At 64.0% G+C, this 24436-nt stretch carries 24 protein-coding genes and 3 pseudogenes; 13 read left to right on the top strand and 14 right to left on the bottom strand.

Annotated elements, in window-relative coordinates:
- Window positions 1-39 precede the first annotated feature (39 nt).
- Genes AC3WLF_RS12955 through AC3WLF_RS12940 form a run of 4 tightly spaced genes read left to right on the top strand, consistent with a single transcriptional unit; the run spans window position 40 to window position 2929 of the window.
- A complete protein-coding gene (locus tag AC3WLF_RS12955; RefSeq protein WP_492318068.1) occupies window positions 40-384 on the top strand; it encodes a hypothetical protein in 345 nt (114 codons plus the stop codon).
- Complete coding sequence (locus AC3WLF_RS12950; protein WP_492358330.1) at window positions 374-1033, top strand: Dabb family protein; 660 nt, start codon at window positions 374-376, stop codon at window positions 1031-1033. Before AC3WLF_RS12955 ends, AC3WLF_RS12950 begins: the two co-directional genes overlap by 11 nt.
- Window positions 1030-1941, top strand: a complete 912-nt coding sequence (locus AC3WLF_RS12945) for an SDR family NAD(P)-dependent oxidoreductase (protein ID WP_492358329.1) — start codon at window positions 1030-1032, stop codon at window positions 1939-1941. Before AC3WLF_RS12950 ends, AC3WLF_RS12945 begins: the two co-directional genes overlap by 4 nt.
- Window positions 1922-2929: an NADP-dependent oxidoreductase gene (locus AC3WLF_RS12940; RefSeq protein WP_492358328.1), complete on the top strand. Its 1008-nt coding sequence runs from the start codon at window positions 1922-1924 to the stop codon at window positions 2927-2929. The genes AC3WLF_RS12945 and AC3WLF_RS12940 overlap by 20 nt, the downstream gene beginning before the upstream one ends.
- 70 nt (window positions 2930-2999) lie before the next feature.
- Here AC3WLF_RS12940 and yddG read toward each other — a convergent pair whose 3' ends face one another.
- The 3 genes from yddG to AC3WLF_RS12925 form a co-directional block, all read right to left on the bottom strand.
- Window positions 3000-3944: an aromatic amino acid DMT transporter YddG gene (gene yddG / locus AC3WLF_RS12935; RefSeq protein WP_492358327.1), complete on the bottom strand. Its 945-nt coding sequence runs from the start codon at window positions 3942-3944 to the stop codon at window positions 3000-3002.
- A 282-nt stretch (window positions 3945-4226) separates the two neighbouring features.
- On the bottom strand, window positions 4227-5195 hold the full coding sequence (locus AC3WLF_RS12930) for a tripartite tricarboxylate transporter substrate binding protein (RefSeq protein ID WP_492351473.1): 969 nt from the start codon (window positions 5193-5195) through the stop codon (window positions 4227-4229).
- A 26-nt stretch (window positions 5196-5221) separates the two neighbouring features.
- Window positions 5222-6118, bottom strand: a complete 897-nt coding sequence (locus AC3WLF_RS12925) for a pyridoxal-phosphate dependent enzyme (RefSeq protein WP_492358326.1) — start codon at window positions 6116-6118, stop codon at window positions 5222-5224.
- Window positions 6119-6495: 377 nt separating this feature from the next.
- Here AC3WLF_RS12925 and AC3WLF_RS12920 point away from each other — a divergent pair, with 377 nt between their 5' ends.
- Complete coding sequence (locus AC3WLF_RS12920) at window positions 6496-7407, top strand: LysR family transcriptional regulator (RefSeq protein ID WP_492318075.1); 912 nt, start codon at window positions 6496-6498, stop codon at window positions 7405-7407.
- A 111-nt stretch (window positions 7408-7518) separates the two neighbouring features.
- Here AC3WLF_RS12920 and AC3WLF_RS12915 read toward each other — a convergent pair whose 3' ends face one another.
- From AC3WLF_RS12915 to senA, 3 genes and pseudogenes are all read right to left on the bottom strand, one after another.
- Window positions 7519-8979 (bottom strand): PQQ-dependent sugar dehydrogenase, encoded by a 1461-nt coding sequence (locus tag AC3WLF_RS12915; protein ID WP_492358325.1) that lies wholly within the window; start codon window positions 8977-8979, stop codon window positions 7519-7521.
- A 121-nt stretch (window positions 8980-9100) separates the two neighbouring features.
- A pseudogene (locus AC3WLF_RS12910) lies at window positions 9101-9184 on the bottom strand (helix-turn-helix domain-containing protein); the annotation flags it as partial.
- A 280-nt stretch (window positions 9185-9464) separates the two neighbouring features.
- Complete coding sequence (gene senA, locus AC3WLF_RS12905; protein ID WP_492357182.1) at window positions 9465-10667, bottom strand: selenoneine synthase SenA; 1203 nt, start codon at window positions 10665-10667, stop codon at window positions 9465-9467.
- Between senA and senB the strand changes: the two genes are divergently transcribed.
- Genes senB through phnE form a run of 6 tightly spaced genes read left to right on the top strand, consistent with a single transcriptional unit; the run spans window position 10666 to window position 16029 of the window.
- The gene (gene senB / locus AC3WLF_RS12900) at window positions 10666-11661 is read left to right on the top strand and encodes a selenoneine biosynthesis selenosugar synthase SenB (RefSeq protein WP_492358324.1); all 996 of its coding nucleotides are present in this window, start codon (window positions 10666-10668) and stop codon (window positions 11659-11661) included. The two genes, senA and senB, sit on opposite strands and share 2 nt — an antisense overlap.
- The gene (selD, locus tag AC3WLF_RS12895) at window positions 11658-12731 is read left to right on the top strand and encodes a selenide, water dikinase SelD (RefSeq protein WP_492358323.1); all 1074 of its coding nucleotides are present in this window, start codon (window positions 11658-11660) and stop codon (window positions 12729-12731) included. The genes senB and selD overlap by 4 nt, the downstream gene beginning before the upstream one ends.
- Window positions 12715-13566, top strand: a complete 852-nt coding sequence (locus AC3WLF_RS12890; protein ID WP_492318080.1) for a putative selenate ABC transporter substrate-binding protein — start codon at window positions 12715-12717, stop codon at window positions 13564-13566. The genes selD and AC3WLF_RS12890 overlap by 17 nt, the downstream gene beginning before the upstream one ends.
- Before the next feature lie 10 nt (window positions 13567-13576).
- A complete protein-coding gene (locus AC3WLF_RS12885; protein ID WP_492318081.1) occupies window positions 13577-14419 on the top strand; it encodes a phosphonate ABC transporter ATP-binding protein in 843 nt (280 codons plus the stop codon).
- On the top strand, window positions 14416-15237 hold the full coding sequence (locus AC3WLF_RS12880) for a PhnE/PtxC family ABC transporter permease (protein ID WP_492318082.1): 822 nt from the start codon (window positions 14416-14418) through the stop codon (window positions 15235-15237). The genes AC3WLF_RS12885 and AC3WLF_RS12880 overlap by 4 nt, the downstream gene beginning before the upstream one ends.
- 3 nt (window positions 15238-15240) lie before the next feature.
- Window positions 15241-16029, top strand: a complete 789-nt coding sequence (gene phnE, locus AC3WLF_RS12875; protein ID WP_492358322.1) for a phosphonate ABC transporter, permease protein PhnE — start codon at window positions 15241-15243, stop codon at window positions 16027-16029.
- A 103-nt stretch (window positions 16030-16132) separates the two neighbouring features.
- Here the strand turns inward: phnE and AC3WLF_RS12870 are convergent, their stop codons facing one another.
- The 3 genes and pseudogenes from AC3WLF_RS12870 to AC3WLF_RS12860 form a co-directional block, all read right to left on the bottom strand.
- Window positions 16133-17197, bottom strand: a complete 1065-nt coding sequence (locus tag AC3WLF_RS12870; RefSeq protein ID WP_492358321.1) for an alpha/beta hydrolase — start codon at window positions 17195-17197, stop codon at window positions 16133-16135.
- Window positions 17198-17246: 49 nt separating this feature from the next.
- Window positions 17247-17444, bottom strand: a pseudogene (locus tag AC3WLF_RS12865) (hypothetical protein); the annotation flags it as partial.
- Window positions 17436-17765 (bottom strand): annotated as a pseudogene (locus AC3WLF_RS12860) (aldo/keto reductase); the annotation flags it as partial. The pseudogenes AC3WLF_RS12860 and AC3WLF_RS12865, both read right to left, overlap by 9 nt.
- 290 nt (window positions 17766-18055) lie before the next feature.
- Here AC3WLF_RS12860 and AC3WLF_RS12855 point away from each other — a divergent pair.
- Together AC3WLF_RS12855 and AC3WLF_RS12850 are read left to right on the top strand one after the other, a co-directional pair.
- Window positions 18056-18520: a YaiI/YqxD family protein gene (locus AC3WLF_RS12855; RefSeq protein ID WP_492318085.1), complete on the top strand. Its 465-nt coding sequence runs from the start codon at window positions 18056-18058 to the stop codon at window positions 18518-18520.
- Window positions 18521-18595: 75 nt separating this feature from the next.
- Window positions 18596-18742 (top strand): BBE domain-containing protein, encoded by a 147-nt coding sequence (locus AC3WLF_RS12850; protein ID WP_492318086.1) that lies wholly within the window; start codon window positions 18596-18598, stop codon window positions 18740-18742.
- Between the two features lie 57 nt (window positions 18743-18799).
- Here the strand turns inward: AC3WLF_RS12850 and AC3WLF_RS12845 are convergent, their stop codons facing one another.
- The 5 genes from AC3WLF_RS12845 to AC3WLF_RS12825 all read right to left on the bottom strand — a co-directional run bounded on the left by AC3WLF_RS12845 (window position 18800) and on the right by AC3WLF_RS12825 (window position 24426).
- The gene (locus tag AC3WLF_RS12845) at window positions 18800-20203 is read right to left on the bottom strand and encodes an MFS transporter (RefSeq protein WP_492318087.1); all 1404 of its coding nucleotides are present in this window, start codon (window positions 20201-20203) and stop codon (window positions 18800-18802) included.
- Window positions 20204-20282: 79 nt separating this feature from the next.
- A complete protein-coding gene (locus AC3WLF_RS12840; protein WP_492318088.1) occupies window positions 20283-21260 on the bottom strand; it encodes a VOC family protein in 978 nt (325 codons plus the stop codon).
- Window positions 21260-22129 carry an alpha/beta hydrolase gene (locus tag AC3WLF_RS12835; RefSeq protein ID WP_492318089.1) on the bottom strand — a complete coding sequence of 290 codons (870 nt, stop codon included), beginning with the start codon at window positions 22127-22129 and terminating at the stop codon, window positions 21260-21262. The genes AC3WLF_RS12840 and AC3WLF_RS12835 overlap by 1 nt, the downstream gene beginning before the upstream one ends.
- Window positions 22129-23250, bottom strand: coding sequence for an FAD-dependent oxidoreductase (locus AC3WLF_RS12830; RefSeq protein WP_492357189.1), 1122 nt, complete (start codon window positions 23248-23250; stop codon window positions 22129-22131). The genes AC3WLF_RS12835 and AC3WLF_RS12830 overlap by 1 nt, the downstream gene beginning before the upstream one ends.
- Window positions 23251-23319: 69 nt before the next feature.
- Entirely contained in the window at window positions 23320-24426 is a 1107-nt protein-coding gene (locus AC3WLF_RS12825; RefSeq protein ID WP_492318091.1) for a porin, read from the bottom strand.
- Window positions 24427-24436: the final 10 nt, after the last annotated feature.

The following is a 24436-nucleotide window of genomic DNA, read 5'->3' as shown; positions in this document are numbered from 1 at the left end:
GCAGCTTTGCTGCCACGCCTGCGTCGCGCGAGACACACCGTGATCCACATACTCGATGAAATCGTGCTCGCGCCAGGGCACCTGCCCACTGTGCTGAGCCTGCTGGAAAGCCAGTACCTGCCCGGCAGCGCCGCCAGGGGCCTGGCACTGCTGCAGCGCTGGGTGTCGCCGCCCGTGGCGCTGGAAGATGCACCCAATACGCTGTGGCTGCTGTGGCAAGTGGCGGATGCGCCGGCTTACTACGCCATGCGCGCAAGCATCGATGCTCCGGCCCTAGCCTTCTGGTCGACAGTCGGCACGCTGTGTGAAGCCCGCCGCCGCCATGTGATGGCCGATGCGACAGCTGCGCTGACCCGGCGCAAGGAGCATAGCGATGCGGCTTGAGACAGCACAGGTGCGATTGCACGCCGGCTTCAGCGCCGGGACGTGCACACAGGAGCAAGCCCTGCTTGCGCGGATTGAAACGCTGCCGGGCCTGCGCCATGTGGCGATTGGCCGGAACCTGGCGGGAAGCTGGGGCGCGGGCGACTACACGCTCGACCTGCAATTCGACGCGACTTCATCCGGCTCGCCCGGTCACGACACCGGCCTGGCCACCGCGCTGGCCGGCATGGCGGAGGTGGATAGCGTCGCCTATCACCCGATCTCGGGCGGTCTGCGCGCCCCTCAGCTGCGCCACGGGATCTGGCGCACGCTGATGTTCCGGGTCCGGCCTGAAGCGCCGGACCGGCAGGTCCGCGCACTTGAGCAGGACCTGCTGCGGATGCCCGAGTACATGCCCGGCATCCGCAACTGGCGCCTTGCCCGCGCCCTGTCGCCCGGCACCTGGACCCATGTCTGGCAGCAGGAGTTCGCCAGCGCGGACGACCTGCTGGGCGAATACCTGATGCACCCCTTTCATTGGGGCCATGTCGACCGATGGTTCGACCCCGAGTTTCCCGAATGGACAGTCCAGGCGATCTCCCATGCCTTCTGCCCGCTCGCGACAAGCCTGATTGCCAACCACAACCGCACAGAGGAATACGCGCCATGACCGCACACGGAAAACTGACAGGGAAGATTGCGCTCGTGACCGGCGCCAGCCGCGGCATCGGCCGCGCCATCGCGCAGCGCTTCGCGGCGGAGGGCGCGCTGGTGGTTGCCACGGCACGGCGCGCAGGCGAGTCCGACGACGAGCCTGGCACGCTGGCCGAGACAGTTGGCCAGATCAGGCGGCAAGGGGGCAGTGCCATCGCGCTGGCGGCGGATCTCGAAGACCCGGCGCAGCGCGACGACCTGGTGGCGCAGGCGGCAAGCGCCGCGGGCGGTCTCGACATCCTGGTCAACAATGCCGGCATGGCGGAATACAGCGGCATCGAATCGATGCCGCTGGAAATCTTCGACCGGACGGTCGAGCACTACCTGCGCATCCCCTTCGTGCTCAGCCGCGCAGCGATCCCGCTGCTGCGCACGCGCGGCGCGGGATGGATCCTGAACCTGGGCTCCGTCACCGCCCTGTCGCCTGCTCGCCCGTATCAGGATTTTGACCGGGCTGGCGGGGTCACGGCCTACGCCGCGGTCAAGGCCGCCATCAACCGGTTCACCGAGGGCCTGGCGGCAGAACTGGAGGCCGACAATATCGCGGTCAATTCGGTAGCGCCGAGCACGGCGATCCGCACGCCAGGCAGCGAGCGCTATATCCCGGACGGCTATCCGACCGAGCCAGTGGAGTACCTGGTGGAAACGGCGCTTGCACTCTGCAGCGTGCCGGCCCGGCTGCGCACCGGCCACATCGCCCATAGCCTGCACTTCCCGCTGGCGCACGGACTGAGCGTCCGTACGCTTGATGGTCAGGGCATGCTGCCGCCGCCAGTGATCCCGTCCTGGGCACATCCCGGTTTGAACCACGAACTGTCCGCAAAGCAAGCCCATGGAGAAGAGCATGCGCGCTGTCGTCATTGACCGTACCGGCGGACCCGACGTACTCAGGCTTGGAGACCTCCCGACGCCGGAACCCGCTGCCGGCGAAGTCCTGATCCGCGTGGCCTGTGCCGGCGTGAATCCCGCTGACTGGAAATGCCGTGAAGGCTATCTGAGCCACTTCATGCAATATAGCTTTCCGTTCGTGATCGGATTCGATGCCAGCGGCGTCGTGGCAGCGGTGGGAAGCGGCGTCAAGGACTTCGTCCCGGGACAGCGCGTGTTCGCGCAAACCGCGGTCGGCGCAGGCAAATGGGGTTCCTATGCCGAGTACGTCGCGGTCAGCCAGGATTGCGTGGTGCCGATTCCCGACAACCTGGGATTTGCCGAGGCCGCGGCAGTCCCGACCCCGGCGCTGGCCGCCTGGACCGGACTCTTCGACGAAGGCGGACTCAAGCCAGGCCAGACGGTGCTGGTTCATGGCGGTGGCGGCGCGGTCGGCACGTTTGCGGTGCAACTGGCAAAGGCGGCCGGCGCAACCGTCGCTGCCACCTGCAGCACGGCACGACGCGACGAACTGATGGCGCTCGGGTGCGACCTGGCAATCGACTACCGTGGCGGCGACATCGCTGCCGCGATGCAGGCATGGGCGCCGGCTGGCGTCGACCTGGTACTGGACGCCGTTGGCTGCGGCACCCTGCCGAACGGCATGGACCTGCTCAGGCCCGGCGGCATCCTTGTCGCCATCCTGACGCTGGTCAGCGGCGACAACGGCCCGGATCCTGCCGCAGCCACGCAGCGCGGCGTCCGCACCGCGGTGGCGTTCAGCAAGATGCCCAGCGGCGCGCAGCTGCGCGAGATCGCGGCGCTGCTCGGCAGCGGGCGCCTGCGCCCGCCCCGCATCGAATGCCTGCCGCTGGAGCAGGCCGGGCGCGCGCTCGATCTGGTGCAGTCGGGCAAGGCGGCAAGCAAGCTGGTGCTGCGTATCGACGAGCCAGCCAATGCTCACGCCCTGGTCGCTGGCTTCTAGTCAGGCATCAGGCCGACTGAATCATAAGTTGGATGCTGCTTGCTTGATCAAACAGCGCGGTCGCGCGCACTCACGGTTCCTGGACACGTTGGCGCGACCGCGGTAATTCTGGCGACGGAGGTGCCTTGGAACGTTGCCCACGTGTTGCCAGCCAACAGAGGATCGACCCGGCACATACCATGGATGCGCCCTTCCAGAAGGCGATCGACAGGGGTGTACGCAAGAGCATGGCCGCCAGGGCGGCGGAAAGCACCGGAATGAAGTAGGAAGCGCCAGCAAGGACCGTGACATTGCCATGCAGGATGCCAACATTCCAGGCCGCATAGCCGAACCCCATCGCGGAGGCGGCCAACGCAAGATAAATCACTGCCTGATAGCTGAATTCCATCGACCCGCTCTCTGTGGCGGAATACTTGATCCACAGCGCCAGCGCTGTCAGCATGAAGAACAGCGTGATGCCATTCCTGCCTTCGGCAATCCGGTTGGTCACAGTGCAATATGCCGCCCAGATCAGGGCACCAAGGAAGGCCAGCCCATAGCTGAGCGGATTGTCCTGGATGTTCCCCGCCATCCCTGCCAAGTCCAAGCCCTGATCCCCGCCAAGCACCCAGCAGATCCCGAGAATGGCGATCAGGAAGCCGGGAATGATCAGCAAGTTGGTCTTCTGCTTGTTGAATGCGATGGCACACAGCATGGTGAAGCTCGGCCACAAGTAGTTGACCATCCCCACCTCAATGGCTTGCCTGCTGCTGTTCGCGTAGCCAATGGACAAGGAAAGACACAGCTCGTAGGAAACGAACAGAATGCTTCCCCAAACCAGATAGCGCCGGGGAAAATCCTGCATTCTGACGAAACCGACTGTCAGCAAGAGCAGGGCCGAGGCGACGGTATAGATCATTGCCGCCCCACCGGTTGCCCCAAGGTTTTCGCTGACACCGCGAATCAGGCCGACAATCGAGCTCCATAACAGAATCGCGATGAGCCCGATGAGAGTTGCTTTGCTCTTGCTTTGCATGACACCTGTTTGCACTTACCAGTCGATCTGAACCATCGGCATTGTAAGGGCACCATGCTCAGCCGCAGCCAACGCGGGTATGGCCCGTCATTTCACCTGCCTGGCGTATTACCGGTCGGATACGTCGATCCAGTTGGGAACGAAGTCGAGAAGATGCCGGGGTTTTCACCGCTCCCAGAGCAGGCATTTTCAGCAACTGGGCCAGCCGTCATGTTGTGGCGGTCACGACGCGGGCCGATATAGACTCCCCATGCCAGGATCCAGGCGCTTGTCCAGGTCTAGTCATTCGGGTTGAATGCCAGCCTGCTTAGCCAGATTCGCCCAGCGATCCGTCTCTGCGCGCAGCCGGTCTCCGAGTTGAGCAGGCGAGGACGCCTTGAGGTCGATACCCTGGCTGTCGAGCCGTGCCTTGGTCTGCGGATTCGCCAATGCCGCGCGGACTTCGTCCGCAAGCCTGCTCACAACGGCAGACGGTGCCCGCGCGGGAGCCACCAGGGCCCACCATTGGCTGACCTGCATTCCCGGCAGCCTGGCTTCGGCTGCGGTCGGCACGCCGGGAAGCGAAGGCACGCGCACCGGGCCAGTCACCATCAAGGCCGCGATCTTGCCACCGCCAAGCAGGCTGCTGCCGCTTGCCAGCGTGGCGAAATGGCCTTTGACCAGTTGCGCGGACACATCGGTCAGCGCGGGCGCCGAGCCCCGGTACGGTACGGCATCGACCGGGATGCCCGCCTGTGCTTCAAGCATCTTGGCGGCCAGATGGCTGATCGTGCCGTTCCCGCTGGTGGCAAGCTGCAGCGGCGTTCCTGCCTTGCGTGAGTCCGCAAGGAAGCGCTGGACGTCGCCAGCGCGATAGTGCGTGCTGTCCGCGAACAGGATGAGCGGCGCCTCGCCGAGCAGTGAAACCGGCGTGAAATCGCGCAACACGTCGTATGGCATCTGGCGGAACACTGACGGCGCCACGGTATGAGCCAGCTCGATGACGCCCAGCGTGTAGCCGTCGGGAGCCGACTTTGCCAGGATGTCGGCGCCGATGCGGCCGGAGGCGCCGGCACGATTGTCGACGACCACGGGCTGGCCCATCGATTCGCTCATTCGCTGCGCGACCGCACGGGCCAGCGCATCGGTACTGCCGCCGGCAGCCCAGGGCACGATCAATCGGATCGGCTTTTCAGGGTAGGCGGCCAGGGCCGACGGTACCTGAGCCGCGAGGCCGAATGTGACGGCAGTCAACAGAGAACGCAAGTTCATGGGTGGCTCCGAAAATTGTCTGTAAATCAAGCTTGTCCCGGATCGCGATCGCCGCGTGCAGTCAGCATCAGCATGACTGCTTCCGTTCTGGCGATGCGCCCGTCGGCGCGCAGTGCTTGCGTCGCGGCAAACCCCGCGCCCGCGCACAGCTCGACCCAGAATCCGGCCGCAGCGAGACGGCGGGTGCCATCGCGTGCTGCCGCGTCGTCGATGACAACCGCGCCGCCGCCCGATTGCCTGACGGCGTGGACCTGCTGCGCGGTCACGGTCGAGCCGGCCGTGGAGAATTGCTGGGTCGTGCCCGGGAAGTCCGACTGCTGCGGCGCGCCCGCCAGCACGCGCGACAGCCGCGAGAACGGCTCGATCGCCCAGAGGCGGGGCAGCTTCGGGAGATGCCCTAGCGTGACCAGGTCACGCAGCGCGCTATAGATGCCCCACAACAAATCTCCCCGCGCCGTCGGCACCATGACATGGTCGGGGCGGCATCCTTGCGCCACCCACTCCAGTGCGACAGCACGGTAGCCTTCCACACCAAATACCGGGCTACCCACCGCGGGCACGCTGTAGTTGGTCAGAGCAAAGGCTCCCTCTTCCCTGACGCGGCGGCGGACATGCGCCCATCGCGCGTGACCGTTGTCGCAGATGACACGCCGCGCACCGTAATAACGCAACGCGGCATCGAAAACGGACGGAAGCGCCTGGTAGGTCGCGACTTCGCAGTCCAGTCCCGCGGCGGCGCAATAGGCCGCGGCCGAGACTGCGGCGTTGCCGCTAGACGCCAGCACCACCTCGCTCGCGCCGATATCCAGCGCCCGGCTTACGGCCTGCGCCGACATGCGATCCTTGTGCGAGCCGGTCGGATTTGCGCCTTCATTTTTGATCCAGACGGACGCCACGTCCGCCAGCGACGCCAGGGTTGGCACCGGTACGCATGGCGTGGTGCCCTCCCCCAAAGACACACCTTCCAGGTACGGCTGCCAATGCCCCCATGTATAACTTCCGCTTCTTGGTGCAAAATCCAGTGCGTGGGGCTGGTAGGCAACTTCGAGACTGCTGGGCCGGCCGGCGCTTGCGCAGTTCGGGCACCCTTCCGGCATGTCGCTGACTGGATATTGAGCGTGGCAGGTAATGCATTGCAGGGCATGCATCGCCGGATTGACAAGCGCTTCGGTCGGATGCGGATAGCGGCTGGCGCGCATGATAAAAGCCCAAGTGGTCATGACCCGAGTCTATGTGATGTCACGCCCGGGCAGCGCAGGCATTCCGATTATCGAATTAAGCAAAACTTATAGGATTGGGTATGGGGACAGCCACCGACATCGTGATCAGCGCCCGGCAAATCGAGGTGTTTCGCATGGTCATGCGCCTGGGATCGGCACGCCGGGCCGCCGAAGCCCTGCACATCAGCCAGCCCGCCGTGACACAGATCGTGCTGCAGCTTGAACAGGCAGCGCGGTTAAGGCTGTTCGACCGAAGCAAAGGGCGTATGGTGCCCACGCCCGAGGCGGCGTCCTTGATCGACGAGGTCGAGCGCGTCTATGTCGGCCTCGACGCCGTGCAGCGCAAAATTGATCAGCTGCGTTCCTATGAAGATACGGTCCTGCGCGTCGGCGCCTTGCACGCCATGGCCTCCAGCGTGATGCCGTCATCGGTGGCGGACTTCATCCACAACCACCCCCGCGTTCGCTGCCAGCTGGAGGTCGACAGCTCCAGGGGCTTGCGCGAGCGCCTGCTTCAGCGCGAACTCGACATCGCGTTCATGGGCGACGAGGCGGACACCAGCGGCCTGACCGCGTCCGAGTTCTACGCAGTGCAGGCGGTTTGCGTCGCTCCCGCGACGCATCCTTTCGCGGCGCGCGCGAAAGTCGGCATCGAGGATCTGATCGAGGTTCCGTTGATCGGCCTGGACGCTTCGGATCCTGCGCAACGCCGGCTGGAAGCGTGCTTTTCCGAGTCCGGCATCGAGCCGCGTTTCGTGGCGACAACGCCGTACAGCCACACGCAGTGCTCACTGACCCTGGCCGGTGCTGGCCTTGCGATCACCAATCCATTGGTGGCCCGTAGCTACGTAGCGCTCGGGCTGCGCAGCGTACCGCTCACCGCTCCCGTTCGATTCCGCGCAATCCTGGCATTCCATCCGGCACAAGGCCAGTCGACGGCGGCACAGCAGTTCGTGAGCCTATGCCGGCAGCGGTTGGCCGATTTGCTGTGATGCACGTGCAGCAATGAGGGGCGCGTGCAGGAAAGTGCCATAGCAGCACGTCCGCGGCGGTTCAACGGCCAGGAGCCCCTGCCCGAAGCGCAGTGCTCCTGCGCCCCGCCGTTAAGGCGTGCCGCCCGACACATCGATCCGATACACCCGCCCGCTCGTCGCCGACGTGCCCGGATCGGCCAGCACGTACAGCGCCTGCGCGTCATCCACGCCAAAGGAGAACACACTGCCCGGGATCGTGACGTTCCAGTCGACCTGTTCTGCGACAACCCCGTCGCGATACATGAAGCTCAGCAGCTTGCCCGTGCAAAGGTCGGAATAGAAGTACCGCCCATGCAGCACCGGGTTGGCACTGCCCCGGTACACATAGCCGCCGACGATGGCACAAGCGCCCGCTTCGTGGCCGTATTCGAACACCGGCATGGTCAGCCCGGTCTTGTCGCAAGTGGCCGCACCCACGCAGGCGGTGCCCTCGGTCCGGTTCCAGCCGTAGTTCAGGCCAGCGCTGGTGGCCGGCGCCACGTCGACTTCCTCGCGCTGGTCCTCGCCGACATCGGCGATATACAGCAAGCCGGCGTCGAACGTGAACCGCCACGGATTGCGCAGGCCGAGAGCCCAGATTTCGCCACGGCTGCCGGACTGGCCGACGAAGGGATTGCCGGCAGGCAAGCCGTAGCCGGATGCGCCGCTGACGTCGATGCGCAGCATCTTGCCGAGCAGCATTCCCGGGTTCTGGGCGTTGCCCGACGGATCGCCACCGCCACCGCCGTCGCCCGTGCCGATATAGAGCATGCCGTCCGGGCCGAACGCGAGCTGGCCGCCATTATGGTTGGAGAAGGTGCCGTGCGGGATCGACAGCAGCACGGTGCCGGATGCCTCGGCGATATCCGGATTCGCGGCCGATACCTTGTAGCGGGCGATGGTGATGGCCCCATTGGTGTCGGTGTAATAGACGTAGAAGCGGCCGTTGGCCCCATAGTTGGGATCGAACGCCATCGACAGCAGCCCGCGCTCGCCATCGGTCGTCGTCAGCGCGGCGATATTGAGGAACGGCGTAGCGACCAATGCGCCGTTGCGCACGATCCGGATACGGCCGGCCCGCTCGACCACGAACAGGCGCGGATCGCCGGGGGGCGCGGTCAGGAAGATGGGCTCGGATAACCCGCCGGCAACCTGCGTCAGCGACAACTGCACTGTTTCCGGTGAGCCGTATTCCACGCTTGCCAAAGCACGGCCGCCCGCGGTCACCGCCACGGTCTGCGAAGGCGGCTGCGGCTTGAGGAGCGTGCTGCCAGTCAGCACGCTGGCGGCACTGACGGTATAGCTGCCAGCAGCCAGGTTGGACAGCGTGGTCGACTGGGTCACGGTCTGGCGGAACTGGCCGGGCCCCAATACCGTGATGGCCGCCGACGTCCCGGATGGCAGGCCGGAGATGGAGAGCGTCAGCGTGCCGGTGCCCGCGCCGGTGCTGCCGTCACCGCCCCCGTCTCCCCCGCCCCCTCCGCAAGCTGCGACACCCAGGCAGCAGGCGATGAAGAATCGGCAAAGCGAGTAGCGAAGTGCTTCGGACATGGCGCGCTCCTGTCACGGCATCTGACGGCGTGGCGCAACTGCTTGGGGAGGGCTTGGCTAAAGGATGCGCCCGTCCATCCGCTGCAACATGCGCTCAAAGACCTCGAAAAAGCCTACAAGAACACGAGCCAGCGAAGCGGCGCATTTGGCGCTGCTGTTCGCCGGTCGGCATCAGTTTGTACTTGAAGGCCTGGATGCGTTGCATGGCCGGAATTTTACTCTCGGCCGATGAGCAGTGAAACCGATATTCGGCATGGGCGGCAGTGGGACGGCTATCCTGCCCACGCTATCCTTCGCCGCCCTGGAGGGCAAGGGAACGCTGCCACGAGCAACAGCGCGGCGCTCGCCACGAACGTGGTCTGGTAGCCGCTGATATCGAACATGAACTCGCTCGTCGCCACCGCTTGGTTCATCGCTCGATAGCCGGCAATCGTCAGGTCGTTGTCAGCCGCATAGTAGATATCACCTGAAGACGCCCCCCTTCCTCAACCGCAGCAGCGGAATCCGACGAAGAGGTCGCTGCGGTGCGGCAGGTAGAAGTTCCGGTAGCGAGGATGTTGCATGCGGGCATGGGTGGCGAACGATCCGCCGCGAACCGAGCGATGCGTGTGAAACCAGGGGGCGGAATATTCCTGGTAGGGGTCGGGCGAGAACCCTGCATAGGGCACGAAAGGATCTGCCGTCCATTCCCACACGGCGCTACCCCAGCGGATCAGGTCATGCGTTGCCGCATACTCCCATTCGGCTTCCGTGGGCAAGCGCTTGCCGGCCCAGCGGCAATAGGCTTCCGCCTCGTAGGCATTGATATGACACACCGGCTGCTCGAGCGGCAGCGGCACCCACTGCCCGAACCAGCGCAACGCCCATTGCCCCGGGGCGCCGCCGGCTGTCCGGCGCCAGCGCACCGGATGCGCCAGCCTGCTCTGTTGCAGCCATGCGCGTCCGTCGTCGGACCACCATTGACGGTCGCGGTAGCCGCCGGCGGCCACAAACTCCGCAAATGCGGCATTGCTGACGCAAGTGCGATCGATGCGGAACGGGGCGATGGGGACCGGGTGGGACCACTTCTCGTTGTCGAAGACGAACCCGTCGGCCCCGCTGGGCAACCCCATCTGGAACGTGCCGCCGCCCGCGGCTGCCGCGCCGGCGCCTGGCGCAATGGAAGGCATGCCGAGCGGGGCATGCAGCGGATAATCGAGGGTCTGGCGCATATAGGTCAGCGCCTCCGCATGCATGTCTTCGTGGAACAAGGCGAGCCGGAAAAAATAGAGCGCCGCGTCCGTATCGTCCGATGTGGCGAGCCTGGCGCGAACTTGCTCCAGCACGGCGGCTGCGTAGTCGCGAATCTCGGAGAGCCGGGGCAGCGCAAGATGCCATCGGTCCCGGTGGGCGACGCGCATGGAATCGAAGAGGCGGTCGGCGTCCGGCAGCATGGACGGGAGGCTGGCCACCCAGCAGCCGTCCTGGCCGGCACGTGGCTCCCGCAGCACCCATTGCTCCGTGAACCAGGCGATATGGGCATACTCCCACAAGGGCGGATTGATTCCCGCGTCATACGGAACCTGCCATTGGGACGGCGACAGCTCTTCAAGCACGGCCCAGGTGCGCCGGTGCGCATCGGCAAACGCCGCATCCAGCTCGAACTTGTTTATCCTTCTTGCTGCCGCCCCCTCAGAACCTGTCGTCATGCGTCCTCCCAAGGCCACCGTCGCGATTATCAGTCCAGCGCTGCGCAAAGCCAACAATGGCAACTGGCAAACCGCCAATCGCTGGGCCCGGTTCCTGCAGGGGGACTACGATGTCACGCTGGCCGCTGAATGGTCGACGGCCAGCCCGGGCGGCGCCCTGCCCGATTGCCTCATCGCCCTGCACGCCCGACGCTCGGCCGAGTCCATCGCCAGGTTCGCCGAGGCTTGTCCGGATCGTGCGCTGATCGTCGTGCTGACCGGCACCGATCTGTACCGCGACATCCGCACCGATGCATCGGCCCAGCGCTCGCTCGAACTCGCCACCCACCTGGTGGTGCTGCAGGACGAAGGGCTGGCCGAACTGGCGGCCGCGCATCGCGCCCGGTGCCGGGTGATCTACCAGTCTGCCCCGGCATGCGCGCCCGCGGCGCCCCGCCAGAATCACTTCGAGGTCGTGCTGGTCGGCCACATGCGGGCGGAAAAAGACCCGCTGACGCCCATGCGCGCGCTCTCGCTGCTTCCCGACGATTCGCGCGTGCGCCTGATCCACATCGGCGGCGCGCTGGATGACGCCTATCAGCAGGAAGCCCTGGCGCTGGAAGCACGAGCCTGGCCCGGTGTGCGGCGCTATGTCTGGCTGGGAAACCTGCCCCATGACGAAACCCTGCAGCACATCCGGAAAGCACAGGCCATGGTGATCTCCAGCGCCATGGAAGGCGGCGCCAACGTGATCATCGAGGCCGTCGCCAGTAGCGTGCCGGTGCTGGCCAGCCGCATCCCGGGCAACGTCGGCATGCTGGGCCGTGATTACGAAGGCTATTTTCCGTTGGGTGACGCCGCGCAATTGGCACTGGTGCTGGAACGCACCAGCCGGGATGCCGGGTTCCTGGACCGCCTGCGGCAGCAATGCGCAATTCGCGCGCCGATGTTCGCGCCGGCGCGGGAACGGGCGGAAGTGAGTAAACTTGTCGCCGACGCCTTGAAACCAGAATGACTCGGAGCCCCGCAGTGGACCAGCCAGACAACGCAAAGATCAAGCTCACCGCCTTTTCCCACGGCGGCGGGTGTGGGTGCAAGATCGCCCCCGGTGTGCTTTCTGAAATCCTCAGGAATTCGGTCGGCTTCCCTGCTCCGGCAGCCCTGCTGGTCGGCAAGGAAACCAGCGACGACGCGGCGGTCTACCAGCTCAATGAGAGCCAGGCCCTGATCGCCACCACGGACTTCTTCATGCCGGTGGTGGACGATCCGTACGATTTCGGGCGTATCGCCGCCACCAACGCCATCTCCGACGTCTATGCCATGGGCGGAACCCCGATCATGGCGCTGGCGCTGGTCGGCATGCCCATCGAAAAGCTGCCGCCCGAGGTCATCGGCAAGATCCTCGAAGGCGGCGAATCGATCTGCGCCCAGGCGGGCATCCCGGTCGCGGGCGGCCACACCATCGATTCCCTTGAGCCGATCTACGGGCTGGTGGTCCTTGGTCTGGTGCACCCGAACCGGGTCAAGAAGAACAGCGGCGCCAAGGCGGGTGACAAGCTGATCCTCGGCAAGCCGTTGGGCGTGGGCGTGTTGTCCGCCGCGGTGAAGAAGGACAAGCTCGACGCGGCTGGCTATCAGGAACTGATTGCCTGCACCACCAAACTCAACACGCCCGGCCGACTGCTGGCCGAATTGCCGGCTGTCCACGCGCTGACCGACGTGACCGGCTTCGGCCTGCTCGGCCACCTGCTGGAGCTGTGTCGTGGCGCGGGCGTCAGCGCGCGGCTGGACATGGGGCGGATTCCACTGCTGCCGCGGGTCGAGCGCATGGCCGCCGAAGGGCTGGTGACCGGCGCATCGGGGCGCAACTGGGTCAGCTACGGCAGCGAGGTGGACCTGTCCACGTCGGTCACGCCAAGCCAGCAGGCACTGCTGACCGATCCCCAGACCAGCGGCGGCTTGCTGGTGTCGTGCGCACCGGAAGCCGTGGACGAGATCCTGGAGATCTTTAGCCGGGAAGGCTTCGCAGACGCTGCCGTGATCGGAGAAATGACGCAAGGTGCCGCCCGTGTTGCCGTTGCTTAAGCGCCTTGCCGCGCTGACCCTGCTGGGCTTTGCCGGCCTCGCCAGTGCCCAGGCTGTCCTGAAGGTCTCGGCCATTCCCGACGAGTCCCCCACCGAACTGCAGCGCAAGTTCGCGCCGCTTGGCAACTACCTGGAGAAGGAAACCGGCATGAAGGTGAAGTTCGTGCCCGTCACGGACTACGCTGCGGTGGTCGAAGCGCTGGCCACCGGCAAGATCGACATGGCGTGGCTGGGCGGCTTTACCTATGTGCAGAGCAAGATCCGGACGAAGGGAGCCACCATCCCCATCGTCCAGCGCCAGGAAGATGCCGCGTTCACCAGCAAGTTCATCACCGCCGACAGCGCGATCAAGTCACTGGCCAACCTCAAAGGCCACACCTTCGTCTTCGGCGCGCCGTCCTCTACCTCCGGCCACCTGATGCCACGGCACTTCCTGCTGCAGGCGGGCATCGACCCGGACAAGGACTTCAAGACGGTCGCCTATTCTGGCGCCCACGATGCGACGGTGGCTTTCGTGCAGGCCGGCAGGGCCGACGCCGGCGTGCTCAATGCCTCGGTGTGGGACAAGCTGGTGGAGCAACGCAAGGTGGATCCCGCCAAGGTCAGGGTATTTGCTGTCACACCGCCCTACTACGACTACAACTGGACCGTGCGCGGCGGGCTCGATCCGGCCTTGCGCAAGAAGCTGACCGAAGCGTTCCTGCGGCTTGACCCGGCCAATCCCGAGCACCGGGAGATCATGGCATTGCAGCGGACCGCCAAGTACATTCCCACCCGGCCGGAAAACTACGACGGCATCGAGGCCGCAGCCCGGGCCGCGGGCCTGATCCAGTGATGCCGGTCTGATGAGCTTCCGCCTGGACGCCGCCAGCATCAGCTACGCCAACGGACAGCGTGCGCTCAGCCAGATCACGCTGGCGGCCGGCCGCGGCGAGCCCATCGCCGTCATCGGTCCGTCGGGAGCCGGCAAGACCTCCTTGCTGCGCTTGCTGGCAACGTCGCTGCGGCCAAGCGAGGGCCGTGTGGAGGTGCTGGAGCAAAGCCCCTGGGCGGTGTCCGCCGCACGCCTGCGGCAGTTGCGCTGCCGCATCGGCATGGTGCACCAGGCGCCGCCGATGCCGCCGCGCCAGCGCGTGATCACCGCCATCCTTGCCGGCCGCCTGGGCATCTGGCCCGCCTGGAAATCCTTGCTGTCGCTGGTCTATCCGGCAGACATCGATGGTGCCGGCGAACAGCTCGCCCGCCTTGAGCTGGCCGACCGCCTGTTCGACCGCTGCGACCAGCTCTCGGGCGGCCAACTGCAGCGCGTGGGCGTCGCCCGCGTGCTTTACCAGCGCCCGGATCTGATCCTGGCGGACGAGCCGGTCTCGGCGATGGACCCGGTGCTGGCCAACCTCACCCTGGGCGAGCTGCGCAAGGAAGCGGATACACGCGCCGTGCCCCTGGTCGCCAGCCTGCACGCAGTGGACCTGGCGCTGCGCTGGTTTCCCCGCATCGTCGGCCTGAAGGCGGGCGAGATCGCCTTCGACCTGCCGGCCGAGCGCGTCACCGACGCGCTGCTGCGCGAACTCTATGCCTCCGAAAGCGCATCGCCACCGGTACAGGGCAGCCAGGCCCTGATGAGCATCGCGGCGGGTGCGAGCGCCGCCATCGGTGGCGATACCCGACCCAGGCCTGCGTGCCGATGACCGCCCACCCGCGCGATCCCCAGGCGCTGCGGCGCGCCAGCGGCCTGGTGGTCGCGCTGCTTCTGCTGTGGCCATTGTTGCAGCTGTCCCGGTTCAGCCCTTCAGCCTTGTTCGACACCGGAAACCTCAAGGTGATGGGCGCCTTCGTGCGCAACTTCCTTCCCCCCGAGGTTTCGCCCGGATTCCTCGGGCTTGTGGTCAACGCCACGCTGGAAACGCTGGCGATCGCCACCGCTGGCATTGCGCTCGCCTTTGTGATCGCAACACCTCTGGCCGTGGCCTTGACGGGCAGCCTGTCGGTGTCGCGCATCGGCCCCGGCCGGGGACGCAAGCCGCGCATGGCGGTGCGCGCTGGCGTGCGCGCCCTGGTGCTGCTGCTGCGCGGGGTGCCGGAGCTGGTGTGGGCACTGGTCTTCGTGCGGGCCCTCGGCCTGGGGGCGGCGGCGGGCGTGCTCGCTCTGGCCATCACCTATGGCGGCATGCTGGCAAAGGTCTATGCGGAAATCCTCGAATCCAGCGACAAACGCGCCGTGGATGCCCTGCTTGGCAGCGGCAGCGGGCGCCTGGCGGCACTGTTCTATGGGCTGCTTCCCCATGCCGCGCAGGAGCTGGTCTCGTACACCGTCTACCGCTGGGAATGTGCCATCCGGGCTTCCGTGGTCATGGGCTTCGTTGGCGCCGGCGGACTTGGGCAGTTGATGGACCAGGCCATGAAACTGCTCAACGGCGGGGAAGCCGCGACCATCCTGCTAGTGTTCCTGCTGCTGGTCCTGCTGGCGGACGCGCTCAGCGCGCACCTGCGCAAGCTGCTCGACTGAATCATGGCGCACAAAGTCAAGGCCGCTCAATTCTGCATGCGCTGCCTGCTCACCCTGATCGCGGTGGCCGCCGCGGTTTCGGGCAGCTTCGCGTATCTGTCGCTCGATCTGGGCCAGCTTTTTTCCGCGGACGCTGCAGCCGAGATGGCGCGCTTCCTGCTGACGTTCTTCCCGCCGCAGCTGTCACCCGCCTTTCTGGCCAGAACCGCTGGCAGCATGCTCGAAACGCTCGCGGTTTCCGCGGTGGGCACGCTGTGTGCGGCGGTGCTGGGCTTTGGCCTGGCACTACCGGCTTCCGGGCTCTACGGCGATGCGCTGCGCGCGTTGTCGCGCTTGCTACTGAACCTGTTGCGCTCGATCCCCGAGCTGGTATGGGCTGCGCTAACCGTGCTCGCAGTCGGCCTTGGACCGTTTGCCGGCACCCTCGCCCTGGCACTGCATACCGCGGGCGTGCTCGGGCGCCTGTTCGCCGAGGCGCTGGAGAATGCGCCGCGCGCACCCGCCCGCGCGCTGACGGAAGGGGGCACTCCTGCCGCGCTGGTCTTCATGTACGGGACGCTGCCGTGCGTATGGCCCCAGTTCCTGGCCTACATCCTGTACCGCTGGGAAACGAATATCCGCGTGGCGGCAATCCTTGGCTTTGTCGGCGCCGGCGGACTTGGGCAGATGCTGTATTTCGAGCTGTCCCTGTTCCATCTGCCCCAGGCTTGCACGGTGATCATCGCCATGCTTGCCCTGGCCGCCGTGGTCGACACAGCCAGCGCGATCATGAGGGGTGGCCGGCATGCGTGAAGAGGCGCCGGCGGCGCTTGCGGTTACTTCCTACGTCCAGGAACCCATGCCGCTCGCGCCAGGGAAAATTGCCGGCTATAAGCTATTGGATTGACTGCTCTATTTAGTCGAGCCCCTTCTCCGACAGGAACGCCTGCATCAGATCTGCCACCTGCAGGTTGTTCAAGTCCGAAAACGGAAAATGCGTGTTCCCGCGTACCCCGAGGTCCGGCAAGTGAACCAGCCTGGCGTCGCCGCCATGGCGATTGACGGCATCGACCCACAGCTTCGCCATCGCCAACCGCACGCGCCAGTTGTCCAGCCCCGGGTCCGCGCCAGGCCGGGTCGGGATGTTGTCGCCGTAGAAGAGCACGATCGGAATGCGCGTGAGCGACTTGAATTGCGCCATCGTCACCGCCACGCCGGCCAAGGGTCCGGTGAGGCTTGGCATTGCCGCAGGCACCTCCCCTTCCGGAAACACGAAGCCGCTGCCAGGTTCGTAAGACACCACGGCGCGGATGGCCGGGTTGCGCATGACCGCTTGCCATCCCAGCCCGCCGCTGTAGGAATGCGTGACCAGGATGCCGGGGCCGATACGGTGGAAGAGCGCCGATACGGCATCGACCGCCACCTGGTTATCCAACGGCCCGGTATCCGGCACCATTTGCCTGAAGAACTGGTTCAGTGCCTCCGGATCCTTCGAGAACTGCACGCCGCGGTAAAAGTCCGGCCATGCGCCCAGGCGGAACATATTGAACCAGCGTTGTTCATCCGGTTCGGCGGCGATTCGCGCGGCGACGGTGCTTCGGCCCGCGCCGCCCCGGCGCGGTTGGTCCAGCAGATACACCGGAAAGCGGCGGCGCAGGAAGATGGTCTGGAATCCTTCGCGACCGTCGGGGGTGGTCTCCCACGTCTTCGAAAACTCGCCAAATCCGTGCCACATCACCAGGGGCAGCTTGCGCGGGTTCACGGGGATCTGGTAAGCCACGCGCGCATGGTCACCATGGAGCGTCTGTCCGTCAGGACCAGCCTTACCCAGTTCATAGATACCCGGGCTACGCACGACAGTGCCGCCGACCGCGAAGCTGCCCTGGGCCTGGAGCACGAGCGGCGCGGAGAGAGCGTTGCCGCCGAAGACCGCTGTGCAGATGAGTGGCAAGGCAAGAAGAACACGAAAATCAAGAAGCATGTCAGCACCCTCAGAGCCCGAGCGGTGGCTCGCTGATACCCGCGTATGGCTATAGCTGAAAAGGCAGGCCGCGCTGCCGCTTGCCGGTCAGCCGCGCGATGGCATTCGCGAACGCCGGCGCAAGCGGTGGCAGACCTGGTTCACCCATGCCGGTCGGCGCATCGGCACTGGGCACGATGTGCACGTCGAAGGCAGGCATGTCGGTAATGCGGGCGACCGTAAAGTCGCCGAAATTGCCCTGCTCGAGGGAAGTTTCCACCACGGAGCGAATGCGCTCGGGGCGGCTGTCCATGCCTTTGGTGGCCTCGCCGTCCTTGAAGCCAAACTTGGTGGCGATGACAACCTGATCCCGAATCGGCTGCAAGGCTTCGCCAACCATTTCCTCGTTCAGGGCACCGTAGGCTTCGGCGGTATCGAAGAAGGTCACCCCGCGCTCGAAAGCGTCGCGGATCATCTGGACCGCCGCCGCACGTTCCAGTCCGGGGCCGTAACCAAAACTCAGCCCCATGCAGCCGAAGCCCAGGGCAGAAACTTCCAGGCCAGAACGGCCGAGTTGTCGCTTGTGCATGGTGGTCTCCCGTCCAATTGGTCCGATACCCGGGACTGTAAAGACCACTGTCTCAACCAACTAGGCCATTCCCGTTTGCATCAGTTACAAGAAAAACTTGATAATCGGCTTCCAAGCCGGGAGATTGCCATGCCGGTCAACGAATTCAGGGCGATCGCCATGTTCGCCAAGGCGGTCGAGTTGGGCAGCATCCGACGCGCCGCCCAGGTGACCAGGCGTTGGCCGAATAACAAGCGAACGGGACGCGCAGGCAGTAATATGAGCGCTCCTCCCCCATTGGAAGTATCGCGATGCAAGTACTGGTTGACGCGGACGCCTGCCCGGTTGTCGTCAAGGAAATGCTGTACCGGGCCGCACAACGTGTCGAAGTGTGCGTCACGCTGGTTGCCAACCAGTACATGCGCACGCCGCCTTCGCGCTTTATCAAGTCACTGCAAGTGCCTGCGGGCTTCGACGTCGCCGATGACCGTATCGTCGAGCTGGTCAGCAGCGGGGACCTTGTGATCACGGCGGACATCGTGCTTGCCGCCGCCGCCCTTGACAAGGGCGCCTTTGTGCTCGACCCGCGAGGAAGCTGGTTCAGCCGTGAGAACATCCAGGAGCGCCTGACGATGCGCGAGGTGATGGAACAACTCCGCAGTTCAGGCGTTGATACCGGCGGGCCGGCACCGTACGCCCAGCAGGACAGCAAGGCGTTCGCTGGCCAATTGGACCGCTTCCTGGCACGCCATGCGCCGCCGGGTGCGGTCGCCTGAGGCGTGGTGGCTACAGCAATGCAGTGGTGAGCCGACTTTGGGTTCAAGGTGGCAACACGCCTTGCGCGTTCTACCATGCGTTTGCGAGCCAGGCGCCGGACGGACAGGGTACGGGCCGCCTATGGGGAGAACTACCAAAGGCTCGTCGAGATCAAGAACAAATACGACCCGGCCAACTTCTTTCGTCCGCACCAGAATGTTCGGCTCGGGCCGGTGGCTTAAGAGAATCTGACGGCGGCGGTGGCCATCCTGGCGTGCCGCCGCCTGCCACGTAACGCCCTACGCCTCCAGTTCCTCCAGCACCTTGCCCCGAGTCTCGATGCCGATCAGTGCAACAGTAACCGCAGTGACAAGTGTTACCGCTGCAAGGCAATAGAAGGCCATATTGAGTAGACCAAGGCCTACGAGTTGCGTCACGACCATCGGACCAGAAATCGCCGCAAGCTTTGACCATACGCCGCCAAGGCCGCATCCGAGCGCACGAACGCTCGTCGGATACATTTCCGGCGTATAGACGAACACCGTGATGAACCCGCACGCAAGCAGACCAAACGCGATCGAGCAAAGCGTCGCTACGACATAGACTGACTGATTGACCATCAGGCCAGCAAGGATGAGTGCGGTAGCGCAGGCGAAGAAAGCCCAAATGATGACTGGCTTCCGGCCAACCCTGTCAACCAATACCGCGCACACGATGGAGCCAATCACGCCCAAGGCAGAACACCCGATCGCGAGATTCAGCGCCGTTTGCAGCGGCACCTTGTAGATGGTCTGATAAATGGTAGGTAGCCATGTCGTCAGGCAGGACTGGATGAATCCGCAGGCTGCCCACAGTAGCGCAATAACGAGGGTACGGCGTACGTAGGCAGCACCGAACAGGTCTCGCACGCGGCGCTTCGGCATCTTCGAGAGCAACTTGTCGTAGCGCGCGCCATCCTCCGGCACATCCAGAATGCCTCGGACGGAAGCCTCGAAACGCTGCATCGCCACATGAGCTTCGGCAAAGCGATTCTTCCCAGCGAGCCAGCGCGGAGACTCGGGCACCAGCCAGGGAATCAGGACGCACAGCAGCAAAGGCAGACCTCCCACGAAATACAGAGACTGCCAGCCGACGCGGGGCACCATCCACGCTCCGACGATAGTCGAGATCAGCAAGCCGATCGGATAGATGACTTCGTACAGGAGAACAAAACGGCCGCGACCGTGTGCCCGCGCGATCTCGTTGATATAGGTAGCAGCTACAGGTAGTTCGCCACCAATGCCGACACCTTGAATCACCCGGATTATGAGGAATACCTCGAATGAATGAGTAAGGCCACACGCGATACTGCCGAGCCCAATGATCCCTGTGCTGATCGTGATTGCCTTGAGCCGTCCGAAGCGATCTGCGATCTGGGGAAAGACCAGCGTGCCAAGCAGGGCGCCTACCGAGCTCCCAGCGATAAGCATTCCAATTTGCGCGGGAGACAGCGCCCACTCCTTGATCAGAACGGGTAGTGTCGCTGCGATCACAAGGGCGTCGAACCCGTCGAAGAACGTAGCCAGGCCGATCAACAAGCGCGCTCGGATCTGCAGCGAGGATTTTTGCAGGCGTTCGAGTCTGGCAATAATCGCGCCTTGCGAATCGTGAGCAGAGTGGCGATAGTTGATATCCCTCGCCATCGAGTATTCGGCTGCTTTCATTGTGCAGTCCTTTCAGTCGTCTATTGTCATTACCAGCCGCATGGTCGGATGCGGCCTGGCGATATCTACGCGGTGAGGATCACACCAGGTAGAGAGGATCCCGAACACCTTGCAGTTGCTCCAGATCTCGGCTTTTCGGTACGCAAAACTCCACGCGATACCCGTCAGGGTCGGTTGCAAACAGACTTGTTTTTAGCGGACCGGAGATCGGAGCAATGACTTGGTACCCAAGGGCATCCAGGCGCTTCGCACTTTCCTCCCACCTCGTGCTGCCCTCAACCTCGAAGCCGAAGTGGTGCAGACCCTTTTCCTCGCCAAGAACGAGGGCCAATTGATAGGGAGAAGGGGTCGCCGATGGACGCAACAGAACAATGTCGGGTGTATCGCAAACAATCTCGAGGCCGGCGATGCACGTATAGAACTCGACCATTGGCCCAAGATCCTGGGTAACCAGGACAGCGTGCGAGAGCCTTCTGGGTTGCATCACCCCGCCATCAAAGCGTCGTGTTTCGGGATTGGGGTGCCAACGAGGATCGGCAGCTGGTGCTGGCGCACCGGGTATCCAGGACGAGGTAATCAGTTCGATGTCACCATGCAAGACCGCACGCCAGTCCTTGATCGTATCCGCGTAGAACTCGTTCATGTTTCCATCAGGGTCGCGGAGATAGACGCTACGCGCAATCTGATGATCTACAGTCCTTGGCGTTTGAGACTTCCCTTCGGCCACAGCACGGTCCCAAGCTGCGACCAATACTGCTTCTGACTCCATTTCCCACGCGAGATGGTTCAGTCCGATTTTGCTCGCGACGCCCCTGGGCATTTGCAGGTGCCCGTCCCGGCCATATCGGGCTTCATAGGTCTGCTCGATCATGCCAACGTCATGCGGAGTGTGCCCTACACCCATGAAGCCGGCGCGGATGCCGCTCTCGGTGAACTCCAAGTTCAGTCCGCAGGCTTGCTGATAGAAATCGATTGAACGCTGCAGGCTCGCAACGATGAAATTGACGTGACCGAGGCGACGTGGACGAAAGATGCCGTCGAGACGCTGTTGCTGCATTATGGATTCCTCCTATTTAGATATGTACCGATTCGCTTGGCCCAGGCGCTGTCTGGAGCACCACTCGCCAGATGGACTGAAAAATGATCATGTCCGACAACCTGGTCCCAGCAAACGGGAACGCCTCTCTGCTCCAGGATGGCCACAAACTCCTGGTTCTGCGTCACCGTCCGCGGGAAATCGCTTTCGCCCCAACTCAGATAAAAGGGCGTTTTGGCGTTATGCACGAATGCCTTCGGGCTCCACACAGAAGCCCCCGGCCCTAGCGCATCGCCGAGTTTTTTTTCGGCATCGGTAGACGGCGAGGTGAGGAAGGAGAGATCTAGTGCCGCACTGATCAGGAAACATCCCTTTACTACATCGGATGGAATGGCGTAGGCGCTCATCAGATCTGGGCGCAAGCCCAGAATTGCCGCCAGATGCCCGCCGGCGGAGTGACCGCCAACATAGACGCGGTCCGGGTCGCCGCCATATTCAGCGATGTTCTTATGCACCCAGGACAGCGCGCGGAAGCAGTCAGCCACGATTTCTTCCATGCGAACGGCCGGTGCAAGCCGATAGGATGCGGAGACAAGCATCGCGGGTGCAGAGGCAACCGCCGGGGCCATGAAGCCCATCCACTCCTTGAAGCCGTTCATCCACGCACCGCCATGAAGGAGGAATAGGACCGGCAGTCCCTTGTCTGTCTTGTCGGTATCGCGGGGAATGTATATGTCGAGCTTTTGCCAGGGGTCTTCGCCGTATGGCAGGTCGCCCGCAAACAGCATCTGGTTCGCGGCAATGCGAGACGCTGCAAGGGCCTTTTTCGCATATTCATCCGCTCCGGGATGCAGCATCGCCGGCAACTCGGGCAATCTATCGAACGCCATCAGAGGGCTCCCGTCGGACAGTGGTTTGCGGTGCGCATGCGCTGCTGTACCAGCCAGCGCGAGCGTCCCGCAAAGCTGAAGGCGACGCTGCGCAGAGAGTCCGGCAAGCGCCCGACGGTGCTGTAGAGCTTGGAAACGCGTTGGGTATGTTCGGTCAGTGGCCGTTCGCGGGCCTCCCACTCTTGCAGCGCGATCTGGATATCAGCCTCGTTCTCGACCGCTGCGGCTAACCCCAACGCATTCATCATTGCGCACCCACCACCCTGGCCGAGATTGGGAGCCTGGGCATGTGCTGCGTCGCCAACTACCGCCACACGGCCCGACGACCAGCGATGAAGGTGGATCATTTCGAACTCGTCCCATCGCCCTTCGTGGCGAATTCGATCGATGAGCGGACGTAGGTGCGGGAACGAGTCGCCCCAGGCTTTGACATTCAGCGGAAGCGTTTTTCCCTCAACATCCGAGTTGAGCGTTGTCAGTGCCAGATACAACCAGTCCTGGCTGCAAGGCACATACAGGAGCCGGCGCTTGCCGGACCAGTGTTCGACGATTTCCGCTTTAGCATCTGTGGCATCGTTGTTCCTCGGAAGAAGAACACGAATTGCACCATCCCCGAGTTTCACACGTGACCGCACAAGTCCCAGGCTGTCCCGAATATGTGAATGCACGCCGTCTGCTGCGATGATGAGGTCCGCCTTGGCCATCTCTCCCGTACTTAGCCCCACTACCCCCGCGGGAGTTGCGCTCACCACTTCGGAACCCATCAGGATTTGCGCCCCGGCGCGCCGGGCTGCGGCAGCGACTGCTTCCAGCAGTTGCTGCCTCACGATCGTGAATACACGTTGGTTGGGGCTGGATGGATGACGGGCAAGGAGTTTGCCTTCCGCGTTGCGCGTCTCTCGAGCCGGCGTCAAGTGCGCACCGCGCACTGCGTCTTCATACGCACCGATAGCTTGCAGCACCTTCAATCCATTCTCAAAGATGAAGATGCCAGCCCCGGCTGTGCGGAGGCTGGAGGCTCGCTCATGCACCCGAACTGTCCAGCCGCGTTGCGCAAATGCCGCTGCTGCGGTCAGACCTGCGAAGCCTGCCCCTGAAATTTCAACATGCCGTACTGACATTTTTTTACCTCTATTGCTGCGGGCGCTTGCCCGGTTACTCTTTCCCGGCATCGGAGTGCCAGGACAAACTCAAAAAATGTGTTTGACGCCGACCATGGCCCCAAGCTGGTTGCCTCCCGGGGAGGTCGAGCCCGGCCCGCCGGCGCTGACTGAGTTGGTGAGTGTTCCCCCGTTATCGATATAGCCAGCCGTCGCATAGACAGAAGTACGCTTGGAAAAGCTATACAGGCCTCGAACAGCAAAGAGGATTGAGCGGTTGTCGCTATGGCGGTAGTCAAGCCAGCTCAGTTGTGTCCCGAGCGTGATGGCGGGGGTAATGTCGTAGGCAACCCCGGCCCACCAGAGATCGCTCCGAGGAGTTGGACTTGCGTCGTTATCCCGGCGCAGGAGTCCGGCACCCATTTTTGCGCGGGCCAGGATGGCGTAGCCCGCAAAGATCATCCTGGTATCTCGCATGCCGCTTGATGAGAGGCCGGCGAATGCGCCCGGCCCGCCTCTCATCGCGTCATAAGCTGCACTGACGCCCCAATTACTTCCTTCGTACATCACCATCGCGGTCCACTGCTGGCACGCGCGATGGTCTGAAGGATTCTCTCCAGCACAGTTCTGGCCGGCCAGGCTTGGACCCGCGTTGACCGTATCTCTGCCAAAGCTGTATGTGCCGCCGAGCGTCAGGCCGCCAAATTTGCCGCGATAAGCAACGGAGTTGTCCGAGCGGGGATTGGCGAGGTTTGCGTCGAGATTGCTGGTGCCGTAGATGTTCGGCCCCAGTACGTCCGGGTCTGCAGTCGACCAGAGGCTCATCGTGTACTGACGGCCCACGCTAATTTGGCCCCAGGACCCCGCCACGCCTACCCACGCCTGGCGACCGAAGAGCCGCCCTCCGTTTAGCAAGGCACCGGTATCGGGACCAAATCCACCTTCGAGCTGGAAATTCGCTTTCAGGCCGCCGCCCAAGTCTTCCGAGCCACGAAGTCCCCAACGTGAAGGCACCGTGCCGGTCGCGCTTGGCATTCGAACCACACTGTCGTGGGCGCTGCCAATGCGATTCACGTACTCGACTCCAGTGTCGAATACGCCATATGCGGTGACCGTCGACTGCGCAAATGCAGTAGTTGTCGCTACTGCAGACGCAAGCGCACCAACTGCCGGGACCAAGGGCCAAGCTCTGTTCATAAGTTCCTCC

This window comes from Cupriavidus sp. FW306-01-F10A, assembly GCF_058782785.1.
The sequence above is the reverse complement of the archived record's forward strand: the minus strand, read 5'-3'. Positions and strand labels throughout refer to the sequence as shown.